Source organism: Celeribacter naphthalenivorans, assembly GCF_020524585.1.
GTDB lineage: Bacteria > Pseudomonadota > Alphaproteobacteria > Rhodobacterales > Rhodobacteraceae > Celeribacter > Celeribacter naphthalenivorans.
On the sequence record NZ_JAIVLK010000001.1, the window covers coordinates 250,601 to 271,181 of the forward strand.

At 60.6% G+C, this 20,581-nt stretch carries 22 protein-coding genes; 7 read left to right on the forward strand and 15 right to left on the reverse strand.

The window, feature by feature from the left end; genetic code table 11:
• Nucleotides 1–135: 135 nt before the first annotated feature.
• A complete protein-coding gene (locus tag LC094_RS01250; protein ID WP_226549407.1) occupies nucleotides 136–2,325 on the reverse strand; it encodes an NADP-dependent isocitrate dehydrogenase in 2,190 nt (729 codons plus the stop codon).
• A 316-nt stretch (nucleotides 2,326–2,641) separates the two neighbouring features.
• Here LC094_RS01250 and LC094_RS01255 point away from each other — a divergent pair, with 316 nt between their 5' ends.
• The 4 genes from LC094_RS01255 to LC094_RS01270 are packed head-to-tail and all read left to right on the forward strand — an operon-like array spanning nucleotide 2,642 to nucleotide 6,578.
• Nucleotides 2,642–4,066 (forward strand): circularly permuted type 2 ATP-grasp protein, encoded by a 1,425-nt coding sequence (locus LC094_RS01255; RefSeq protein ID WP_226549409.1) that lies wholly within the window; start codon nucleotides 2,642–2,644, stop codon nucleotides 4,064–4,066.
• Nucleotides 4,067–4,079: 13 nt separating this feature from the next.
• A complete protein-coding gene (locus LC094_RS01260) occupies nucleotides 4,080–5,021 on the forward strand; it encodes an alpha-E domain-containing protein (protein ID WP_226549411.1) in 942 nt (313 codons plus the stop codon).
• Nucleotides 5,022–5,027: 6 nt separating this feature from the next.
• On the forward strand, nucleotides 5,028–5,837 hold the full coding sequence (locus LC094_RS01265; protein WP_226549412.1) for a transglutaminase family protein: 810 nt from the start codon (nucleotides 5,028–5,030) through the stop codon (nucleotides 5,835–5,837).
• A 9-nt stretch (nucleotides 5,838–5,846) separates the two neighbouring features.
• Nucleotides 5,847–6,578 (forward strand): proteasome-type protease, encoded by a 732-nt coding sequence (locus LC094_RS01270; RefSeq protein ID WP_226549414.1) that lies wholly within the window; start codon nucleotides 5,847–5,849, stop codon nucleotides 6,576–6,578.
• Here the strand turns inward: LC094_RS01270 and tsaD are convergent.
• The 7 genes from tsaD to LC094_RS01305 all read right to left on the reverse strand — a co-directional run bounded on the left by tsaD (nucleotide 6,575) and on the right by LC094_RS01305 (nucleotide 11,850).
• Nucleotides 6,575–7,567: a tRNA (adenosine(37)-N6)-threonylcarbamoyltransferase complex transferase subunit TsaD gene (tsaD, locus tag LC094_RS01275; protein WP_226549417.1), complete on the reverse strand. Its 993-nt coding sequence runs from the start codon at nucleotides 7,565–7,567 to the stop codon at nucleotides 6,575–6,577. The two genes, LC094_RS01270 and tsaD, sit on opposite strands and share 4 nt — an antisense overlap.
• Nucleotides 7,564–8,157, reverse strand: a complete 594-nt coding sequence (locus LC094_RS01280; protein WP_226549420.1) for an L-threonylcarbamoyladenylate synthase — start codon at nucleotides 8,155–8,157, stop codon at nucleotides 7,564–7,566. The genes tsaD and LC094_RS01280 overlap by 4 nt, the downstream gene beginning before the upstream one ends.
• Nucleotides 8,154–8,756 (reverse strand): hypothetical protein, encoded by a 603-nt coding sequence (locus tag LC094_RS01285; RefSeq protein ID WP_226549423.1) that lies wholly within the window; start codon nucleotides 8,754–8,756, stop codon nucleotides 8,154–8,156. The genes LC094_RS01280 and LC094_RS01285 overlap by 4 nt, the downstream gene beginning before the upstream one ends.
• Complete coding sequence (tsaE, locus tag LC094_RS01290; RefSeq protein WP_226549426.1) at nucleotides 8,753–9,214, reverse strand: tRNA (adenosine(37)-N6)-threonylcarbamoyltransferase complex ATPase subunit type 1 TsaE; 462 nt, start codon at nucleotides 9,212–9,214, stop codon at nucleotides 8,753–8,755. The genes LC094_RS01285 and tsaE overlap by 4 nt, the downstream gene beginning before the upstream one ends.
• A gap of 77 nt (nucleotides 9,215–9,291) precedes the next feature.
• Nucleotides 9,292–9,732: a D-aminoacyl-tRNA deacylase gene (dtd, locus tag LC094_RS01295; protein ID WP_226549429.1), complete on the reverse strand. Its 441-nt coding sequence runs from the start codon at nucleotides 9,730–9,732 to the stop codon at nucleotides 9,292–9,294.
• Nucleotides 9,729–10,661 carry a carbohydrate kinase family protein gene (locus tag LC094_RS01300; protein WP_226549432.1) on the reverse strand — a complete coding sequence of 311 codons (933 nt, stop codon included), beginning with the start codon at nucleotides 10,659–10,661 and terminating at the stop codon, nucleotides 9,729–9,731. Before LC094_RS01300 ends, dtd begins: the two co-directional genes overlap by 4 nt.
• An 82-nt stretch (nucleotides 10,662–10,743) precedes the next feature.
• Nucleotides 10,744–11,850, reverse strand: coding sequence for a primosomal protein N' (replication factor Y) - superfamily II helicase (locus tag LC094_RS01305; RefSeq protein WP_226549435.1), 1,107 nt, complete (start codon nucleotides 11,848–11,850; stop codon nucleotides 10,744–10,746).
• Between the two features lie 74 nt (nucleotides 11,851–11,924).
• On the opposite strand from LC094_RS01305, the gene LC094_RS01310 reads away from it, so the two are divergent.
• Nucleotides 11,925–12,314, forward strand: coding sequence for a CZB domain-containing protein (locus LC094_RS01310; RefSeq protein WP_226549437.1), 390 nt, complete (start codon nucleotides 11,925–11,927; stop codon nucleotides 12,312–12,314).
• Nucleotides 12,315–12,355: 41 nt separating this feature from the next.
• Here the strand turns inward: LC094_RS01310 and LC094_RS01315 are convergent, their stop codons facing one another.
• From LC094_RS01315 to LC094_RS01345, 7 genes are all read right to left on the reverse strand, one after another.
• Complete coding sequence (locus LC094_RS01315; protein ID WP_226549439.1) at nucleotides 12,356–12,769, reverse strand: hypothetical protein; 414 nt, start codon at nucleotides 12,767–12,769, stop codon at nucleotides 12,356–12,358.
• Nucleotides 12,770–12,848: 79 nt separating this feature from the next.
• Nucleotides 12,849–13,964, reverse strand: coding sequence for an SPFH domain-containing protein (locus tag LC094_RS01320; protein WP_226549441.1), 1,116 nt, complete (start codon nucleotides 13,962–13,964; stop codon nucleotides 12,849–12,851).
• 15 nt (nucleotides 13,965–13,979) lie between these two features.
• Nucleotides 13,980–14,945: a DUF2927 domain-containing protein gene (locus LC094_RS01325; RefSeq protein ID WP_404814956.1), complete on the reverse strand. Its 966-nt coding sequence runs from the start codon at nucleotides 14,943–14,945 to the stop codon at nucleotides 13,980–13,982.
• The gene (locus LC094_RS01330; RefSeq protein WP_226549445.1) at nucleotides 14,946–16,124 is read right to left on the reverse strand and encodes a toxic anion resistance protein; all 1,179 of its coding nucleotides are present in this window, start codon (nucleotides 16,122–16,124) and stop codon (nucleotides 14,946–14,948) included. It abuts the gene before it with no gap.
• A 22-nt stretch (nucleotides 16,125–16,146) separates the two neighbouring features.
• Nucleotides 16,147–17,052 (reverse strand): 5-bromo-4-chloroindolyl phosphate hydrolysis family protein, encoded by a 906-nt coding sequence (locus LC094_RS01335; protein WP_226549448.1) that lies wholly within the window; start codon nucleotides 17,050–17,052, stop codon nucleotides 16,147–16,149.
• Nucleotides 17,053–17,243: 191 nt separating this feature from the next.
• On the reverse strand, nucleotides 17,244–18,689 hold the full coding sequence (locus tag LC094_RS01340) for a pseudouridine synthase (protein WP_226549451.1): 1,446 nt from the start codon (nucleotides 18,687–18,689) through the stop codon (nucleotides 17,244–17,246).
• Nucleotides 18,690–18,797: 108 nt separating this feature from the next.
• Nucleotides 18,798–19,418 carry an OmpW/AlkL family protein gene (locus LC094_RS01345; RefSeq protein WP_226549453.1) on the reverse strand — a complete coding sequence of 207 codons (621 nt, stop codon included), beginning with the start codon at nucleotides 19,416–19,418 and terminating at the stop codon, nucleotides 18,798–18,800.
• Between the two features lie 192 nt (nucleotides 19,419–19,610).
• Between LC094_RS01345 and LC094_RS01350 the strand changes: the two genes are divergently transcribed.
• Nucleotides 19,611–20,060, forward strand: a complete 450-nt coding sequence (locus LC094_RS01350) for a nucleoside deaminase (protein WP_226549455.1) — start codon at nucleotides 19,611–19,613, stop codon at nucleotides 20,058–20,060.
• A gap of 100 nt (nucleotides 20,061–20,160) precedes the next feature.
• Nucleotides 20,161–20,568 (forward strand): EF-hand domain-containing protein, encoded by a 408-nt coding sequence (locus LC094_RS01355; protein WP_226549457.1) that lies wholly within the window; start codon nucleotides 20,161–20,163, stop codon nucleotides 20,566–20,568.
• Nucleotides 20,569–20,581: the final 13 nt, after the last annotated feature.

Here is a 20,581-nt window from a genome sequence, read left to right on the forward strand (position 1 = left end):
ATCCTGATGTGACCAGACCTGCTGGTGAATTGTGGAACATCTTACGGAGCGCTTATTACTGATTGGTTTAAGAGGTCTTCCAAAAAATAAGGGCGCCCGAAGACGCCCTTATGGTTTTGCTTTTACAGTGTTTATTTAGCCGATGATTGCATTGAGCGTGGCCGAGGGGCGCATGATCGACGCCACTTTGGCCGGGTCGGCGTGGTAGTAGCCACCCATATCCGCCGGTTTGCCTTCTGCCGATTTCAGCTCATCGAGGATCACCGATTCTTTCTCGGCCAGAGCCGCGGCGATGGGGGCGAAATGCGCCTTCAGCTCGGCGTCGTCGTCCTGTGCGGCCATTGCCTCGGCCCAGTAGCGGGCGAACCAGTAATGCGAGGAGCGGTTGTCGTTCTGGCCGACTTTGCGCTCTGGCGATTTGTCTTCGAGAAGCAGTTTTTGCGTCGCGACTTCGACAGCGGCGCCCAGGACGCCAGCTTTCGGCATGGATTTCGACGTGGCGAGGAAGTTGTAGCTTTCACCCAGCGCACAGAACTCGCCAAGGCTGTCCCAACGCAGGTGGTTTTCTTCCTGAACCTGCTGAACGTGCTTCGGCGCGGAGCCACCGGCACCGGTCTCGAAGAGGCCGCCACCGTTCATCAGTTTCACGATCGACAGCATCTTGGCGGAGGTGCCAAGCTCCAGGATCGGGAACAGGTCGGTGAGATAGTCGCGCAGCACGTTGCCGGTGATGGTCACGACGTTCTTGCCCTTGCGCATCTCTTCCCAAGTAAAACGCGTGGCTTCGCGGGGCGCCATGATCGGGATGTCCTTGCCAGCTTCTTTGAGCGCCGGTTCGACATATTTGATCAGCTCGGCGTCATGCGCACGGTTGGCATCCAGCCAGAAGGCGCCGGTGCCTTCGACGTCGAAACGCTCGATGCCGGTTTTGATCCAGTCGAGGATCGGGGCCTTTTTCGCGGTGCAGGAGCGCCAGATGTCGCCCGCTTCGACCTCGTTCGACAGAAGCACGTCGCCACTGTCCAGAATGATGGAGACGGTGCCGTCGGCCTCCATCTCAAAAGTGGTCGGGTGGGAGCCGTATTCCTCGGCCTTCTGCGCCATCAGGCCGACGTTGGACACGGCACCACAGGTGGTGACGTCGAGCGTGCCGGTCTCTTTGAAATACTCCACCGTCTCGTCATAGACGCAGGCGTAGGAGTTGTCCGGGATGCAGCATTTGGTGTCGGCGGCCTTGCCATCCGGGCCCCAGCCGATGCCACCGGCCTTGATCACGGCGGGCATGGAGGCGTCGATGATCACGTCAGACGGCACGTGCAGGTTGGTGATGCCGCGGTCGCTGTCGACCATATACATCGCCGGTTTGGCGGCCAATGCGGCTTTCAGGTCGGCTTCCATCTCGGCATTGCCTGCGATGAGTTTTTCCAAAGCGCCGATGCCGGAGTTCGGGTTGAATTCGAGCTTGTCGCCGTGTTTGGCGAGGAAGTCTTCGAGGTACACAGACACGAAGTGACCAAAAATGATCGGGTCGGAGACCTTCATCATCGTGGCTTTGAGGTGCACGGAGAACAACACGCCCGGCTCCATCGTCGCGACTTCGTTCTTGATATAGGCGGTCAGCGCCTTGGCGGACATGAAGGTCGCGTCGACGATCTCGCCTTCGAGATATTTGAGGCCGGATTTCAGAACCGTTTCAGACCCGTCTTTCGCGGTGAAGACGATCTTTGCGCCACCGGCCTGAGCGGCGGTGATGGTGGTGGATTTCTCATTGGCAAAGAAATCCCCGCCCGGCATCGCGGCGACGGTGGTTTTCGAGGCGGAGGTCCACTCGCCCATGCGGTGCGGGTTGGCTTTCGCGTATTCTTTCACGGCCTTGGCGGAACGACGGTCGGAGTTGCCTTCGCGCAGCACCGGGTTCACTGCGGAGCCTTTGACGGTGTCGTATTTGGCGCGGGTGGCTTTCTCTTCGTCGGTTTGCGGATCAGCCGGGTAGGCCGGGATCGGGTAGCCTTGGGATTGAAGCTCTTTGATGGCGGCTTCGAGCTGCGGCACGGAGGCCGAGATGTTCGGCAGTTTGATGACGTTGGCGTCGGGGGTTTTCACCAATTCGCCAAGTTCGGCGAGGTCATCGGACACACGCTGGTCGTCGGACAGAAGATCTGGGAAGAGGGCGAGGATACGACCAGCCAGAGAGATATCCTTGGTCGCGACGCTGACACCTGCGGCGTCGGAGAAAGACGAGATGATCGGCAAAAGCGAGCCGCGGGCCAGCTCGGGGGCTTCGTCCACGATGGTATAGATGATGTCGGGTGTCTTGTCGGTCATAATGATCCTCCACGGTCACGGATTAGCAGCGGGCAAATGGCCCCGTCTGCGCTTGGCAAACCGGGTAGCGGAGTAGGGGGCGCAAGTCAATGTGTGCAACAGTATACTGCGACTGTGTGCAGCGATGTTTGCGCAGATCAGCTGTTGTGCTGTGCAAGGTTTTGCGGAGCCCCCGGGACAGCGATGTGAGCAGGTGAGCGGGTGCTGAACGCAATTGCTTAAATAGTAGGCATTTGCGCAGCAATTCACCGTCTGCCGTCGGGAAGACTCGCGAATCCGATTGTGAAGCGAATTCGCCGCGCTCTAAATTCATCCCATGAGTGAGAAAAACATCTTTGATGAAATGTGGGGCAGTGACGACGTTCTGCGTAGTCCCTACAGCGAATTTCAGAGCTGGTTTCAGGGCGAAGACCTGAAGCGGCTGCGTGCAAAACAACGCGAGGCGGAAGAGGTGTTTCGCCTGGCGGGGATTACCTTCAACGTTTACGGCCGCGCCGAGGCCGAAGAGCGTCTGATCCCTTTCGACATCATTCCGCGCATCATCGCAGGGCGCGAATGGCAGAGGCTTTGCAAAGGCATTGAGCAACGCGTCCGGGCGATCAATGCCTTCCTTCATGACATCTACAACCGTCAGGAAATCATCAAGGCGGGCCGTGTGCCCCAAGAGATGATCGCCAAGAACGAGGCCTTCCTGCCGCAGATGATCGGCATGACGCCGCCGGGTGGGGTCTATACCCATATCGTCGGCATCGACCTTGTCCGCACCGGGCCGGATCAGTTCTATGTGCTCGAAGACAACGCGCGCACGCCGTCGGGCGTCTCCTATATGCTGGAGAACCGCGAGACGATGCTTCAGATGTTCCCGGAGCTGTTCTCGCGCAACCGAGTGCAGCCGGTGCAAAACTACCCGACCAACCTGCGCCGCTCTCTCGCCGCCTGTGCGCCGCCCGCTTGCGAGGGCACGCCGACGGTCGCGGTGCTGACGCCGGGGATTTACAACTCTGCTTACTATGAACACGCCTTCCTCGCCGATCAGATGGGCGTGGAGCTGGTCGAGGGGCATGATTTGCGTGTGGTCAACGGCCGTGTCGCGATGCGCACCACGCATGGGTATAAACCGATCGACGTGCTTTACCGCCGGATCGACGACGATTTCCTCGATCCGCTGAACTTCAACCCTGAGAGTGCCTTGGGCGTGCCCGGCATCATGGATGTCTACCGTGCAGGAGGCATCACCATTGCCAACGCGCCCGGCACAGGCATCGCGGACGACAAGGCGATCTATAGCTATATGCCTGACATCGTTGAGTTTTACACCGGCGAAAAGGCGATCCTCGAGAATGTGCCGACTTGGCGCTGCTCAGAACCCGACAGCCTTGCCTATGTGCTCGACAATCTCTCTGAGCTGGTCGTGAAAGAGGTGCATGGCTCCGGTGGCTATGGCATGTTGATCGGGCCGACCTCGTCGAAAAAAGAGATCGAAGAGTTCCGCAAGAAACTCACCGCGCGGCCCGGAAATTACATCGCCCAGCCGACGCTGGCGCTTTCCACCGTGCCGATCTTTACCAAGACGGGGCTGGCGCCGCGCCATGTGGACCTGCGGCCCTTTGTGCTCTGTTCGCCCGAGGGGATTAACATCACCCCCGGTGGTTTGACCCGTGTCGCCTTGGAAAAAGGCTCGCTCGTGGTGAACTCGTCACAGGGTGGCGGGACCAAGGACACTTGGGTTCTGGAAGACTGAGGGGAGGACAGAGATGCTTGGGAAAACGGCAAATGGCCTCTACTGGATGTCACGCTATCTGGAGCGCGCGGAAAACACCTCGCGCCTCGTGGAAACCGGCCAGCGGATCGGCCTGACGCGGCTGGGTCAGGACGACGATGAATGGGCCTCGGTGATGCAATCGGCCTCGGTGCTGGCGGGCTATCAAGAGCACCACGACGAGGTGACGAAAGACGCGGCGATCAACTGGATGCTGCGGGAAAAGGCTAATCCGGCCTCCGTACTTTCGACCATTTCGGAAGCCCGCCAAAACGCCCGTATGGTGCGCACGGCGCTGACCCATGAGGTTTGGGAGGCGATCAACGGCTGTTACATGGCGGTGAAGGACGCACTGGCGCGCAAGGTGTCGGAACGCGATCTGCCGGCCGTTCTGGGCCTCATTCGGCAACGCACCGCCTTGGTGCGGGGTGCCACGCATGGCACGATGCTCAGAAATGAAATCTATGACTTCACCCGCACGGGCACCTTTCTTGAGCGTGCCGATGCGACCGCGCGGATATTGGACGTCAAATACTATGTGCTCTTGCCCTCGGCCTTTGCGGTCGGCTCGTCGATCGACAATGTGCATTGGGAAACCATCCTGCGGTCCGTGTCGGCGCGTGGCGGCTTTCGCATGGCTTACGGCTCTCAAGTCAACGCCCGCGACATCGCGCAATTCCTGATCCTCGACAAACGCATGCCGCGGTCGCTCAACTTCTGTGCGACGAAGATTCACAACAACCTGAGCTATCTCGGCGCCGATTACGACACGCCGCCGCAATCCTCTCTGATGTCGAAGACGCTGGTGGAGCGCTTCATGAACCATAATATCGACGATGTGTTCGAATATGGGCTGCATGAATATATCCAGACGGTGTTGAGCATGCTGGGCAAGCTCGGCCAGCAGATTGAAAAAGACTATCGGTTCTATGAGTAAATCCAGATGCGCCTGACCATTCGCCACACCACCCGCTACGCCTTTGATCATCCCGTCACTTACGGGCTGCAACAGTTGCGCAAGACGCCGAAATCTGGCCACGGACAGGAGGTGCTCACGTGGTCGACGACCGTGACCGGCGGGCAAAAGGAACTGTCCTATCATGACCATATGAACAATCTGGTCGAGTTGATTTCCTTTGAGAAAGACGCACAGGAACTGGTGATCACCTGCGAGGGCGAGGTCGAGATTGCGGACAACCATGGCGTCGTGGGGATGCATCGTGGCCCGTCGCCTCTGTGGCTGTTCGACACCGTGACGCCTCTGACCAAACCCGGCGCAGGTGTGCGGGCTTTGGTCAAACATGTCGAGGGCGAAACCGATCTCGAACGGCTCCACGCGCTGTCCAAATTGGTGGGCGAAGCGGTGAAATACGAAATCGGCAGCTCACATGCCGACGGCAGTGCCGAAGATGCGCTGCATGAGGGCAAAGGCGTCTGCCAAGACCACGCCCATGTCTTTATCTCCGCCGCCCGCGAAATGGGGTTTCCGGCGCGTTATGTGTCCGGCTACCTGATGATGAACGATCGCACCGAACAAGACGCCACCCACGCCTGGGCCGAAGCCCATGTGCGCGGCCTTGGCTGGGTCGGATTTGACGTCTCCAACGCGATTTGCCCCGACCAACGCTATGTTCGCGTCGCAACAGGTCTGGACTACCGCGATGCTGCCCCTGTAACTGGCACGCGATACGGCGGCGAGGGCGAATCCCTCACGGTCGAGATCGAAGTCGTACAGCAACAAGAGCAACAATAAGGACGGCACATGACCTATTGCGTGGGGATGATGCTCGATCGGGGCCTCGTCATGATGTCCGACACACGGACCAACGCCGGTGTCGACAATATCTCGACGTTTAAGAAGATGTTCACCTGGGAAACCCCCGGCGAGCGCATTCTGACCATCATGACGGCGGGCAATTTGGCCACCACGCAGGCGCTCGTGTCCTTGTTGGATGAGCGCACCAAAGCGCCGGAGGACCGCGAGCCCTCGATCCTCTCGGCGCCCTCGATGTTTCAGGTCGCCCGCCTTGTCGCCAAGACGCTCAAGGATGTGATCTCGACCCATGCCGACGCGGGCCAGCGCGCCGACAGCGCGTTTAATGCCACCGTGCTTTTGGGCGGCCAGATCAAAGGCTCCGAGCCGCGTCTGTTCCTGATCTATCCCGAGGGCAATTTCATCGAGGCGGGCTCCGAGACGCCGTTTTTCCAGATCGGTGAGACCAAATACGGCAAGCCCATTCTGGTGCGCGCCTATGATCCGCAGATGTCCTTTGAAGAGGCTGTCAAACTGATGCTCGTCTCTTTCGACAGCACGGTCAAAGCCAACCTCTCCGTGGGCTTGCCCTTCGACCTTCAGGTCATTGAGAAAGACACTTATCAGGTCGCCCATCAGCGCCGCATCACGGCGGACGATCCCTATTATCATGAGATTTCAACCGGATGGGGCGAGGCTTTGAAGGCAACTTTGGATGGGCTGCCCGGGTTTAAATTTTAAGGCGTCTCTAGGCTGAGGTTCGGTTTCGGCATCAGCCCCGGCTGCAAACCCCGCTCGACATAATCCCAGGTCGCCATGGCGATCATTGCTGCATTGTCCGTCGCCCATTTCATCGGCGGAAGGCACAGTTCGACGCCATGTCTCTCCGCGACGTTGCCCATCGCCTCGCGAAGCTGAGGCGAGGCGGCGACGCCTCCGACAATGACCAGAGACTTCGGTTTGCACTCTGCCAGCGCCCGATCCGCTTTGGCCGTCAAAACATCCATACAGGCCGCCACGAAAGAGGCTGACATATCCTCGACAGACACCTCCGGGTGCTTTTCGATATGCCGCGCGACCGAGGATTTCAGCCCGGAAAACGAGAACTCATAAGCGTCATTCTTCATCGGACGCGGCAGCCGCAACACGGGCGCTCCGGCCTTTGCCGCCTTGTCAATCGCCGGACCGCCGGGCATGCCAAGGCCCAGCATCCGCGCCACTTTGTCATAGCTCTCGCCCACGGAATCATCCCGCGTCGAGCCGAGCAGGCGATAGGACCAGGCGTCTTTCAACTCGGCAATCAACGTATGCCCGCCAGACACCAGCATGATCACCGCAGGAAACTCGGTCTTGCCGCTCTCAAGCGCCACAGACCGGATATGCCCCCGCAAATGGTTCACACCGTAAGCTGGAACGCCCCAACCCAGCGACAGCGCCTCCGCCGTCGACAGTCCGACCAAAAGCGACCCGATCAGGCCGGGGCCACGGGTCACGCCGATGGCGGTCAGGTCCTTCGGTTTGACTGATGCCTCGTCCATAACCGACTGAATTGTCGGCAAAATGGCTTCCAGATGCGCACGCGAGGCCAGTTCCGGATAGACCCCGCCAAAGGCCTCGTGAATCTCGAATTGCGACACGGTTTGGATCGCGGCGACATGGCCTGTGCGGTCCACCAAAGCGACAGAGGTGTCGTCACAAGAGGTCTCGATGCCAAGGATCAACTCGCTCATGCCAGCACCTCGTGAATTTTCTCTTCCGACACCACCCCATGGCGCAGGATGACGACCGGGTCTTGGGTGCAATCGACAATGGTCGAGGGGGCGGGGGCTGCGCCTTTTCCGGGCACGATGAGATCTGGCGCGCCAAAGAGTTGCTCTGCGGCCTCTTCCGTCGTCGCGGGCGGCTCGGCACCGGAGCGGTTGGCCGAGGTCACCATCAAAGGTCCTGATTTTTCAAGCGCTTCGAGCAACAGCGCATTGTTCGGAATGCGAACGGCAATCTCGGTGCGACCGATCAGCCAAGAGGGCACAAGCATCGGATCGAGCGCCAGAACCAGCGTCAAAGCGCCGGGCACATAGGGGCTGGCGAGAAGTTGCAAGGCACTCTCGGAGAGCACCGCGCCGAGGCCCGCGATCTGGTCGGCACCCGCCACCATGATCGGCAGGTTCTTGTCGCGCGGGCGTTGCTTGAGCGTGTAAATCTTTTCAATGGCTTGCGCGTGTGCGGGCGAGGCGGCGAGGCCCAGCACGGTGTCCGTGGGCAAAAGCACCACGCCGCCGGACCCGAGAACCTCTGCGATCTGATCAGAAGAAGGCATCATTCAAGCACCTCCACGATGGGATAGGCGCGGGCCTCCGGGCCGGGTGTTGCAGCGTCCAAGGCCCGTTCGAGCATCGTGTTCATGGCCGCCATATTGGTGACAGGCGCGTCATGACCCTCAACCTCGATATTCCCGGCAAGATCGTAATCGTCCAAGTTTGAAAGCTGCTCTAAGGCAGATTTCTCAAGACAATGTTCGTAATGTGCAAGTTTTCCATCCCGGAAAATTCCGAAATGCACATGCGGACGCGCCGCACGGCGCAGGATCGCGACGGGTTTTCCGGAACTCACCTCAGCCCCCAAAAGCTCAAACGCCGGAAGGGAGAGAACCGGAATGCCCCGCGCAAAGCCCAAAGCATTGGCGAAAGCCGCTGCCGTGCGCGTCACGCCCAAACCGCCGGGACCGATATCACAGGCGATGAGGCTCAGGTCTGACAAGGCGCCGCCACAGGCCGCAAGCCCGGTTTCCAACAACATGCGATACTCGCGCGATCCGCTCAGCGCGTCATCTTTCGATGAGTCGAAGACGATCTCACCGCCGCGCCCCAAAGCCAGTGCAGGCACGCCGTTCGAGGCCTGAATGAGCAATGTCATCGTCATTTCAGGGCTTCCAAAACCGGCATCCAGCGCGGCGCCTCTGCGGTGAAACTCACCTGCCGCTCTGTCTCGTGGTCACCAAAACCGATACGGATCGACAGCGGCGCATCGAAATAGTCGGCAATCCGCTCGCCCCATTCGATCACGGACATCCCGGTGTCGAAATACTCTTCCAAACCAAGGTGATAGAACTCCTGCGCGCCTTTCAGGCGATAGGCATCGACGTGAATAACCGGCCCCTTGGGCGTCTCGTAGATATTCGCAATCGTGTAGGTCGGGCTGGTCACGGCCTCGTTCGAGCCGAGCGCACGGACCAAGGCGCGGGTGAAAAAGGTTTTCCCTGCCGCCAAGGCGCCATCCAAAAGCACGACATCGCCGGGACGCAAAAGACCGGCCAGCGCAGAGGCGATCTGTGCCGTGTCCTCTTCGGAGGTAACCTGTTTGACGAGTGTCTGCGCCACGGATGAGCCCTTTCGTTGCAGGCGATTTAGGACAAAGCGCGGCAAAGGTCCATGGGGGAGGCGTCTACGCCCCAGTTTCAGGCGTCCGTATCAAGCCAGATCGTGATCGGCCCGTCATTGATCAGCGAGACTTTCATATCCGCGCCAAAGATGCCCTTTTCAGACGGCACGCCCTCGGCCACCAGACGGTCAGTGAAATAGTCATAGAGCGCCTTGCCTTCGTCGGGCGGGGCGGCGGTGGAAAAACCGGGGCGGTTGCCCTTGGTCTCGGCGGCGAGCGTGAACTGGCTGACGACCAGAGCCGTGCCGCTGATGTCGCGCACGGAGAGGTTCATCTTGCCCGCATCATCCTGAAAAATCCGCAGCTTGGCAATTTTGGCGGCCAGTTTATCCGCCTGCGCCTCGGTGTCGCCGCGCATGGCGCAGACCAGCACCAAAAGGCCCGGGCCGCTTTGGCCCACAGTCTCGCCATCGACGCGCACGGCGGCTTCTGAAATGCGTTGGATGAGGGCTCTCACGACAGGGTCTCCAGTTCATGTTGCCAGGGCGGATTTGCGCCCGCGCGGGACACGGTGACCGCCGCCGCCTGTGCCCCCAAAGTGAGAGCGGCGCGCAGCGCATCTTCGTCCAGCGCGGCAATCGCGTCTTTGGTCAATTTTCCCGCCCGTTGCAACCCCGCCAAAAGCCCCGCGTTGAACGTGTCGCCGGCGCCAACCGTATCGACCACCTCGACGCGGGTGCTTGCCACATGGGTGGTGCCGCGCGCCGTGACGCCTTTGACGCCATCCGCGCCCATGGTGAGGCAGACGAGCTTGACACCCTTGTCCAAAAGAGTGGCGATATGGGCGTCGATGTCATCCTCGCCCATGAGCCAGATGAGGTCCTCGTCAGAGAGCTTCACAATATCGGCGTGGGCCAGCATATGTTCCAATCGTGCACGATAACGGGCCTCATCGCGGATAAATCCGGGCCGAATGTTCGGATCCATCATGGTGACGTGTGTGGCCGCAGCCTCAACAAACAGCGCCTCATAGGCCGCACCACAGGGCTCGACGGGCAAGGAAATGCCACCGCAGAACAGCGCGTCCACAGTGTCAGGCAGGGCGGGCAGATCGGCCTCCGTCAACATCCGCCCGGCGGTGTTTTCATCGTAGAAGGCATAGGTCGCATGGCCATCGACCAGTTTGACGAAAGCGACGGTGCAGGGACGGTCGGCGGTGACGGCCAGGGAGGTGTCCACATGGCTCTCGGCAAGCTTGGCCTTCAAAAGATCGCCAAAGAAATCTTCAGAGAACCCGGAGAAAAAGCCCACATCCGCTCCAAGTCGCCCCAAAGCGACCGCCGTGTTGAACACGGCCCCGCCTGCGTAGGGCGCATAGGAGTCTTCGCCCAGCGTCGAAGTGCGGGGCAACATGTCGATCAGGGCTTCGCCTGCGCAAAGGATCATCTCTTCCTCCATGATTGATCTGTGATAGCGCTAGCATACGAAGCTCGCCGGAGTAAATGCACAGCGGAAGGCGCCGCCGGACTTATTGGTTCATCGCGATGATATAGCCGAAGACCGCAGCGACAATCGCCCCCGCCAAGACCGCAAAGGCAATCTTCCAAGCCGAATAGGGACGTTCGCCCTGCACCCGTCCGGTGCGACCGTTGACGACGAACCGGTAGGTCTTGCCGCGATATTTATAGGCCGTCATCCAGATCGGCAGGAGGATGTGTTTGAAGGTCACCGCAGAGACGGCAGTGTCCATGTCATGCACGCGCTGACGATCCCCGCCAATGTCGAATTTCACATCGCGCAAGATCACCCGGTCCATGTAATCGCGCGCGTCCTTGTAGCCGTCTTCCAGCGGCACCGAATAGGCGGTGGCGCGAAAACCCGCGAGATAATCGGGGATATAGGGCTCAAGTTCCGAGAGATCCCAAGGCTCAAGCCCCTCGGAAAACTGACGCGGCAGGGCGCCGGAGGCCAGAACTAGAACATCATCGAAAAACCGCGAGACACGCCCGGCCGCGGCCCGCCAGCGGGTGTGGCGCTTGCGCACGGTTTGGCGTTTGCCGTTTCGGGTGACGCTATGCGAGGTGTAGTAATCGTCGCCACGTTCGCCGCGATACTGCGTGGCCGTTTGGGCATCGAAAGTCCAATAGGGCAGGTAAACACCGGACATCCGGCGCCCCTTGCGGGCATAGGATTTCAACCCGTTCGGCGCGAACCAGAGGCTGCCGAGCCACTGAGACATCGCGTCATGCGCCGCCTCTTCGGTCAATCCAAAGGGCAGCAACCCATGCGGTTTGATCTGACGATGTGCGCCGGTGTCCGTGACGACCGGCGTGGCGCAAAACGGACATTCGGTGGCATGCAAATCCGCGTCGAATTCTACTTCTGCGCCGCAATTCGGGCATTGCGCGACACGGGTTTCTTCCATGTCCTGCTGGGGAAGCTGGGCCGAAAGCGCTGCTTGGAAATCCATCTCACGCGGGGCGCGCGCATTGCTGGTGTCCAGCGCTTCGGTGGCGCCGCAATGGTCGCAAGACAACAGCCCCTTCGCCGGATTGAACCGCATATCCGCGCCACAGGTGGTGCAGGGGAACCGATGTTCTACCATGTCGGTTTCGGGAGAAGTGCTTAAGTTCATGAGCATTTATCCAACGTTAAAAAACTTGTGGGATGGAGAGGCCGACCTTGGCGCGATTTAGGGAGATTGACCACATGACCACTCAGGACATCAAGGGCGAAGCGCAGATTCGGGACGCCATTTGTGCGCATAGCGCGTGGCGCCGCAAATTGGCGGACTGCATCGAGAAAGGGCAATTGGAGAAAACCTCTGACGAGATTTCCTGCAATGACAAATGCGACTTTGGCAAGTGGTTGGCACAACTGCGCCCGGATGCGCAAAACCCCGCCATGGAGAAATTCGAGATGATCGCGGGGCTGCACACGCGGTTTCATCGCGAGGCGGGGAAAATTGCGATCGAGGTCGAAAAAGGTGATCGCGATGCGGCGCGCGCGCTTTACGAGGCGCCGTCTTTTCGGCGTCTGACCAACTCTCTGGTGCTCAATCTTAATGACTGGCGACAGGATTTCAAAACCTTCATGTGAAGGACTGCGGTGGGGGGACGATGGCGAAAGCAGATCGGACATCACCGTTCCTTTTGCTCGACGCTGATGATCTGCGCGATCTGACTGCGCTCCGGTGTTGTGAACCGCAGGATTTGGCAGAACAGAAAAAGCCCATGTCCGTCACGGGTCAAACGCCCCGTGATCGTGGCGGCTTTGCCCTCCACAGTGATCTGCGTGACCGACAGGCTGGCGGGCGGCGTAAGCTGGCGCAGGGCGTCCAGGATATGCGCGCGCCCGACCACGCTTGGGTGGTTCGAGCGCTCCCAACTCGCCATGTCGGAGAGGGCCTCCGCGGCCAGTTGTCCGGCGCCGCTCATTGCAAGGGCCAGCTCCGCAAGTGCGCGCTCTGAGGGGCTGGGATCGCAGGGATAGCTGACCCGCGGAGACTGGCTCCGAGGCGCCGTAACACTGTCTTTTAAGCGCGATTGGCACATGGCGCGCTCCCTCTTCGCAAATCTTGCCCCGCGCAAGTCTGCGCAGGGCTCTCAAATCAGGTGGCTTGGCCAGATGGGCTCAGGCGCCCGGCGGCGGGGGCGGCGGCGCGATGGTGAACAATTGCGCCAGCTCCGTGACCTCTTCGGCCTTGAGCCAGCCGTCTTGGCCCGGCGTCCAGACAAAAGTCTCGCGTTTCAGCGCGCCTTTCGCGGCCATCTGCCCCATCTCGGCTTTCGAGTAGGGCCCTTTGGTCTCGCCACTTTCCGCGATGTGCCAGACATGTTCGACGGGCGGAGGCGGCGGCGTTTGCGCAGCCGGTGCTGAGGCGGCGGGACGTGCGCCCCAAGGACCGGCCTGTGTCTGTTGCGCCATCGCCATGCCCATGCCTGCGCCCATACCCGCGCCCATCGAGGCCGCCATGGCGGAGTTTTCCGCCCCCATGGCTTCGGCGGCGTTGAACTTCATGTAATTGTCGAGATTGCCGACGATGCCCATCGAGGTGCGCTTGTCCATCGCGGCTTCGACCGCTTCGGGCAAGCTGATGTTTTCAATGTAGAATTCCGGGATGGTCAGGCCGTATTCGGCGACCACTTTGGAGATTTCCGTGGCCACGAGCTTGCCCAGATCGGCGGTGTTCGCCGCCATGTCCAGAACCGGAATGCCGGAGCCCGCGACGATGCGCGAGAAGGACTGCACGATGATGTTGCGGATTTGATAGGAGATCTCGTCCATGGTGAACTCGCCATCCGTGCCGACGATCTCGGTCAAAAACAGCGCCGGATCGGCGACCTTGACCGTATAGGTGCCATAGGCCCTGAGACGCACCGGACCGAATTCCGGGTCGCGGCACATGATCGGGTTTTTCGTCCCCCATTTCAGGTCGGAGAACCGCGTGGTGTTGACGAAATAGACCTCGGATTTGAACGGCGATTTAAACCCGTGATCCCAATGCTGCAACGTCGTCAAGATCGGCATGTTGTTGGTCTCAAGCATGTAGAGACCCGGCGTGAAGACATCCGCCAGTTGCCCCTCATGCACGAAAACCGCCGCCTGACCTTCGCGCACCGTCAGCTTGGCGCCGTATTTGATCTCATGGCCTTCGCGTTCGAACCGCCACACCATCGTGTCGCGCGTGTCGTCTGTCCAATGGATGACGTCGATGAATTCGCCGGAAAGAAAATCGAAAATACCCATGGGGCCTCCTGTTGGTCAAATATCCTCGCCCATCAGCTCATATGCGATCTGGGTCGCAATCGGGCGGGCGGTTTCCGGGCGCATGCCAGGAGCAAGGCGCCGGTCGTAGAGAATGCGCAAAAGCAGCTCGTCGTGCCGCGTCAAAAGCGCGAATTCTTCGTCGTCGTTAAAGATCGAGGGCCGCGCATAGGGGCTATCGTTCGCAAGGCCGAGGCCTTGGGTGATTTCCTCGTGGAAACAGGATTTGCGCAGCAAATCAGGATGTTCCGCGCGAATGATCGCCACCGCCGAGCGATAGGCCCCATCATTGGCCGGATCAGAGGCGACCACCAGACAATAGGACGAACGCGGCATGTTGACGACCGACCGAATGGCGTCCTGACCGATGCCCGGGATCATCTGCGCCAGTCGCGGCCCGATGGCGCGGCGTTCGTTTTCATTGAGCACCAGCACGTGGAAATTCGGCTGAGACGACCGTGTGATCGAATGGCCCGAGGCGCGCGCCAGTCGCGCGATCAGGCTGTTGACGGTGGCTTCGTCCTTGGCCCGGGCTTCGGGCGCAACGGTGGCGCCGAACTCAAGCCCTACACGCACCGGCACCTGCCAACGATGCAGGTTCGAGGGCGTCATCTGCGCCACGAATTGCCCGTTCACCGAGGTGTATTCGTCATTCAAAGCAACAGCTTCGAAATTCGCGGCCAGTTGCCGGGCGTTGAATGGCGTGTCCGGCCCACCGCCATCGGTGCGGAGCAATTCATGGCCCAAAAGATCATTCTCTACCCGCGCGTAATAGCTTTCGAGCGCAAGGCTCTCGCTGCTGCGCTCGGGCGGCGCCTGAACGATCGGCCGCACCGCCGCCGCAGGGCGGGGCAGGGGTTTGATGTCGGGCGCTTGGACGCAGGCGGTGAGCACAGCCAAAGGCGCGAGCAGGGCCAGCCCGCTCACGCTTTTGCCAATCCGATGTCCCACCCGCGCGCGCATTTATGCCGGCACAGAGGGGCCAGAGGCGTTGCCGGTCGCCTTGGCAGAGGCCAGCGTGTCGCGCAGCTTCGTTTCCATCGCCTTGAGCTCGACCTCGGCCTCGGCACGCTTGCGCTTGCCTTCGTCGGCGATTTGCAGGCTCTCTTCGATGGTGGCGACCAGTTCCTCGTTGGCGGTTTTCACGGCCTCGATGTCGAAGACACCGCGCTCCATTTCCTCGCGCACGACTTTGTTGGCCTCGCGCAGGTTCTTGGCGTTGGCGGTCAGCAATTCGTTCGTAAGATCGGTCGCCTCACGCACGGATTTCGCGGCCTCCGACGAGCGCTGAATGGTCACGGCCTGTGCCAGTTGGGTTTCCCAAAGCGGCACGGTGTTGACCAGCGTCGAGTTGATTTTCGTCACGAGCGACTTGTCGTTTTCCTGCACCAGACGGATCGAGGGCAGGGATTGCATCGTCACCTGACGGGTCAGTTTCAGATCGTGCACCCGGCGCTCAAGGTCATCACGCGCGGCGCGCAGATCGCGCAACTCCTGCGCCTTGATCACCTGATCTTCCTCAGGGGCGGCATCGACGGCGGCGGCCAGCGCCGGAATGTCGGTCTCGTCCAGCTCCTTGAGCTTCAATTCCCCCGCCGCGATGTAGATCGCCAGCTGGTCGTAGAAGGTCAGGGTTTTGTCGTAAAGCATGTCCAACGACTTGATGTCCTTGAGCAATTTATGCTCATGGGTCAGCAGGTTGTCGGTGATCTTGTCGATCTGGCTTTGCACGTCTTCGAAACGGGCGACGAATTTCGCCATCGGCGCGGCGCGGCCCAGAAGTTTCTCCCACCAGCTCCGCTCACGACGCACGTCCAACTCAGAGACGGAAAAGCCGCGAATGGTCGTCACGATGGAGCGCAGGCTGTCACCCGCCGGTCCCACATCCTTGTTCTTGACGTCCTGCAACATCGCCTGCGAAATCACCTGCAACTCGGCTTGCGCCGCAGAGCCGAAGCGCACGATGGAGTTGGTGTCATGCATGTCGATCTCGGATTTCGCCTTTTCGACCTCCGCCGCCACAGGGGCCTCAATGGTCGTCGGGTCGATCAATTCGCCCTTCGGCTCGGCCAGCACGACGGCGGTGACCTCTTCGACGTCTTTCAAGGCCGCTTCGGCCTGTTGGCGGATGGTGTCGGACATGTTCGGTTCCCCTAATTCAAACTCATGACGTGATATTTTGTGTGACGCCTTCGCGCGCCAAACGGTCGCGCAGCACCTCAATCTCGATGTCGAGGTCCGTCTTATCGTCCAAAAGCAACGTTTTGTGACGGGCGTCGAAATTCGCTTCCAGATCGTCCAAAAGCGCGAACCAATCATTGCGCGCCTCGACATTGCGGCTCTTGCCCCAAAGATCGGCATATTTCGCCGTCGCATCGCGCGCGCCCAAGAGATAGACGCCAAGATACTTTCGCGCCGCTGTCAGATCGCGCGGATCGTCCTCGACCGTGCGGAACATGGCCCGCGCCGTGGCAATGAACTTTTCCAGCCGGTCCTGTGCCTGCCGGTCGCCGGTGCGTTCGAGTGCTGTGCGCATGGCTGTGAGATGTGCCTCGGCCTCATCCACCGCCTTGGCGACGCGGTCCTGTTGGAACAGGTCGATCTCGTCGAAGCCTTTGTTTTTCAACGGGTCCAAGCCAAAGGCGAGGCTATGCAATATGACGCCCAGCACGGCGAAAATCACCGTCTCAAGCGGCCCCCAGCCGAACCAGCCGACGAGACCTAGCCCGAGGCCGGTCAGAGCAGAGCCGAAAATTTTGCGGGGAATGGCCGGGCGGCGGGACACTTTGCGCGCCTCGTAAGCCTCTTCGGCCTTCAGCCCCTCGCGGGTCAGAAACGCCGCGCCGACGAGACAGCCAAGCGCCGCCAGATAGCCGGCCATGGTGACAGGCTCCGCCGTAAAAGCCTTCCACGCCAAGGGGATGGCCGCAAAGAACAACAGGTTCGAACGCGCGCCGACGCGGGTCGGTTTCTTGCCATCGAACGGACGCGCAGCAGGCGCCGCCGTCTCGCGGGGCCTGTCGGACAGATTGCCTTTCGGGGAGTGGGTGGACCCGTAGCGTTTCGCCATCACAGGCCCTGCGCCTTGATCGTCACGTAAAACGTCAGCGCAACCAACAGATAATAGGCGAGTTTTGAAAATACGCTGTCGCTCATGGGCACCCTTTCCAAAGCGGTTCTTATCACAAGATATAGAAAGGAATCGCCCTCGGTGAAAGGGTGAAGGGGAGCGCTTGTCGCGCTTTCCCCCTCAGTTTCGATTTAGCGCCCAGATTTCGGCGGTTTGCCGCCTCTGCCGCCGGGTTTGCCCGAAAATCCACCGGGTTTGCCGGAGGTGCCGCCACCGTGGGATTTGAACCCGGCCGAGCGCGGTTTGCCGTCACGCCCGCCGCCGTGGGATTTGAAGCCCTGGGATTTGAAGCTGCCCGGCTTGCCGCCGCGCTCCTCATTCCGATCATCCCGCTTGACGCCCGGTTTGCCACCAAAGGGTCTGTCGCCCGGCTTGCCGTCACGTGGCTTGCCCTTAAAGCCTTCGCCGCGCGGTTTGAAATCGCCATCGCGCGCACCATCACGATCCCGATTGCCGCCGGGACCACGTTTACCTTGGAAACCCTCGCCACGGGGTTTGAAGCCACCGGGTTTCGCGTCCCCGTCCTCGCGGCGCTTGAAGCCCTGGCTGCGCGGTTTGAACCCTTCGTCGCCGTCGCGTTTCCCTTTGAACGGCGGTTTGCCGCCCCGGTTGCCATCACGCTCGCTGCGGTCCCGGTCCCCGAAGGAAGGCTTCCCACCCGGTTTGCCAAAAGGCTTGCTACCTGATTTTCCGGCCGGTTTCCCACCCGGTTTTCCAGCCGGTTTCCCACCGCGCGCGTCATCGCGCCCACGCACCTCTTTGCGCGGACCGCCCGGCTTGCCACCACGCTCGACGGTGCGTTTGACCTTGCCGCCTTCGCCGATCTCAAGGTCCATGCCAAGCTGATCGCGCAGCACGCGGCCGCGCACTTCCTCGACTTGACCCGGCTGCAAAGTGCCCAAACGGAAGGGACCGTAAGAGAGGCGGATCAGGCGGTTCACGGTCAGGCCGATGTGCTCCATCGCGCGGCGAATTTCGCGGTTCTTGCCCTCGCGCAGACCGACGGTGAGCCAGGCATTGGCGCCTTGTTGACGGTCAAAGGCCACTTCCATCGGTTGGAAATTCTCGCCATCAATGGTGACGCCCTTGCGCAGCGGCTCCAACATGGCTTCGGTCGCGGTGCCTTTGACACGCACGCGGTATTTGCGCAGCCAGCCGGTGTCGGGCAATTCGAGTTTGCGCTTCAGCTCGCCATCGTTGGTCAACAGCAAAAGCCCCTCGGAGTTCAAATCCAAGCGCCCGACAGACATCACCCGCGGCAACTCTTTCGGCAGCTGATCGAACACCGTGTCGCGGCCCTTTTCGTCCTTGGACGAAGTCACAAGACCCAGAGGTTTGTGATAGAGCCAAAGCCGCGGCGGCTCCGGTTCGCCAACCTCTTTGCCATCGACGAAAATCTTGTCCTTCGGCAGCACATTGAGCGCAGGCGAGGCGACAACGCGCCCGTTCACCGTGACGCGGCCCTCTTCGATCAAGGCCTCGGCTTCGCGGCGCGAGGAAATGCCGGCGCGCGACAGCACCTTGGCGATGCGTTCGCCGGGAGGGGTCTTTTTCGGAGTCTTGGACGTATCAGTCATGGATCGGGCCTTTCGTTGGCGCGCTCATACTCCGCGCGGGGCCTTATGGAAAGAGAAAAGGCGGCCCACACCGGGGCCGCCACACTCAATTCTGCTGGTTTTTGAGCCTTAGAAGCTCATGACGTAGGAGACGCCAAAGACCCAAGGGTCAATCTCGGCCTTGCCGATTTTGGCGCCGTCGAGTTTCACATCGCTGTCGATGTCGATCCAGCGCACATCGGTCCGCAAAGCGCCGCGTTCGCTGATCTGGTAATCGAAACCGGCATGAAGCGCGACGCCCCAGGAGTCGGAGAGATCGAGATCGCTGCCTGCGATGGCGCCTTTGGCGGTTTCATCGAAGAAGGCGGTGTAGTTCACACCGACGCCGAGGAAGGGGGTAAAGGTCGAGCCGGTGTCGAAGTGATATTGCAAAGAGACGACCGGTGGCAGGTGTTGGGTCGAGCCGATTTCACCCATGCCAGACGCGCGGATATTGTGTTGGAACGGCCAGGCGCCCAGGACTTCGATGCCGAGGTTGTCTTTGATGAAATACTCAAAGGTGACCGTCGGGCGCAGGTTGTCGCCGACATTGAGATCGGTGGTGCCCAAAATGGTGCCGTTGTCGGAGTTCGGCATCACGCTGCCGAGACCGAGACCGAGGGTCATCGTGCCAGCCTCTTGCGCGAAGGCAAAGGTCGGCAGGGCGAGGGCGAGGGCCACGGTGGCGGCCATTACGGAAGTCTTGTTCATCTTGTATGTCCCAAACTGTCTTGAGCGCGGCGTTGCGCGCCTTTGCACAGATGTCAGGGGCAGTGTCTTAAAACTTTGATGTGCATCAATTTCGGTCCCGCTGCGGCAATCTGTCATGTCCGCGCTCGTCTTGGGCGTGCGGTGGGCGTGCGGCGGGCTTGCGCTCGACAGATTTGCACGGCAGGAAAGGGCATGTCGTTTCGCTCTTATATGGATGAGGCCTTGAAAGAGGCTCGGCTGGCGGAGGCCCGTGGCGAGGTGCCCGTGGGCGCCGTTGTCGTGTCGCCCGAGGGCGAGATCGTGGCGCGCGGCGGCAATCGCACGCGGGAGGACAATGATCCGACGGCGCATGCGGAGATTGTTGCGCTCCGGGCGGCCTGTGCCATTTTGGGTCAGGAGCGGCTTTCGGGGTTTGATCTTTATGTCACCTTGGAACCCTGTCCGATGTGTGCGGCGGCGATTTCCAACGCGCGCATCCGTAGGCTCTATTATGGCGCCTCCGATCCGAAATCCGGCGGCGTGGCGCATGGCGCGAAAATCTATAGCCATGCGCAGTGCCACCATGCGCCGGAGATCTATGACGGCATTGCGGGCGACGAGGCCGAGACGATGCTCAAGGCATTCTTTGCCTCAAAACGCTGAGCGCGCGATCCCAAAGAAAATCACAAAAAATGCACCCCCCGCGTAGGGAGCCCCTCTGGCGACCGTATTATGAGTATCGACGCCGCAAAGGAGTAACCAAATGCGCATCGGATACCGCGCCCTGATCGGGGTAACATTTTGTGCTTTCGGGCTGGCGGCCCCGGCGCTGGCTGCGACGACTGTCATGGCCTATGACACCAACGGCGACAGCGTGCTGACCCGCGCCGAGTTTCAGGGGCTGCAAATCGACAGCTTCAAGGTGCTCGATGCCAATGGTGATGGCTCCGTCACTCTGGCCGAGATCGACAGCCTCGCCGCCTCCAAGGACGTCAACGTCTCCGGCAAGCGTGTCATGGTGCGTGACACCGATGGGGACGGGGCGGTGACGCAGGCCGAATATCTCGCCGTCGCTCCCGGGTTCCAGAAGGCGGACGTCAACAGTGATGGCGTTCTGGCCGGCAAGGAAATCACCCGCGTGGCGAAGTTTCTCGCGCAGGCTGGGTACTAACCCCCCGCGTCAC